The sequence below is a fragment of the Methylobacterium nigriterrae genome (genome assembly GCF_037106235.1).
Lineage (GTDB): Bacteria > Pseudomonadota > Alphaproteobacteria > Rhizobiales > Beijerinckiaceae > Methylobacterium > Methylobacterium nigriterrae.
The window spans coordinates 1-271 of sequence record NZ_JBAWTG010000869.1 but is presented as its reverse complement, the minus strand read 5'-3'; the positions used below and the strand labels follow the sequence as shown (position 1 = coordinate 271).

Sequence of the window (271 nt, the reverse complement as noted above, 5' to 3'; positions counted from 1 at the left end):
CGGCGGGCAATGCTTCCGGAGCGCGCCGGCTGCGCCGCAGCCGATCCGGCGCGCCGGCCTCAGGCCGCCCGGACGGTCGCCAGGAAGCGGCCGACCGCGGCGCGCAGGTCGCCGGCCTGGGCCGAGAGGTCGCTCGCGGCGGACAGCACCTGGGCCGAGCCGGCGCTCGCGGTGACGGCCGCCTCGCTGACGCCCGCGATGTGTCCCGAGACCGCGCGGGTCCCCTCGGAGGTCTGGGCGGTGGTCCGTGCGATCTCGCCGGTCGCCGCTG

At 79.7% G+C, this 271-nt stretch carries 1 pseudogene; it reads right to left on the bottom strand.

The features are described from left to right. Window positions 1–59: 59 nt before the first annotated feature. Window positions 60–271, bottom strand: a pseudogene (locus WDW90_RS39490) (chemotaxis protein); the annotation flags it as partial.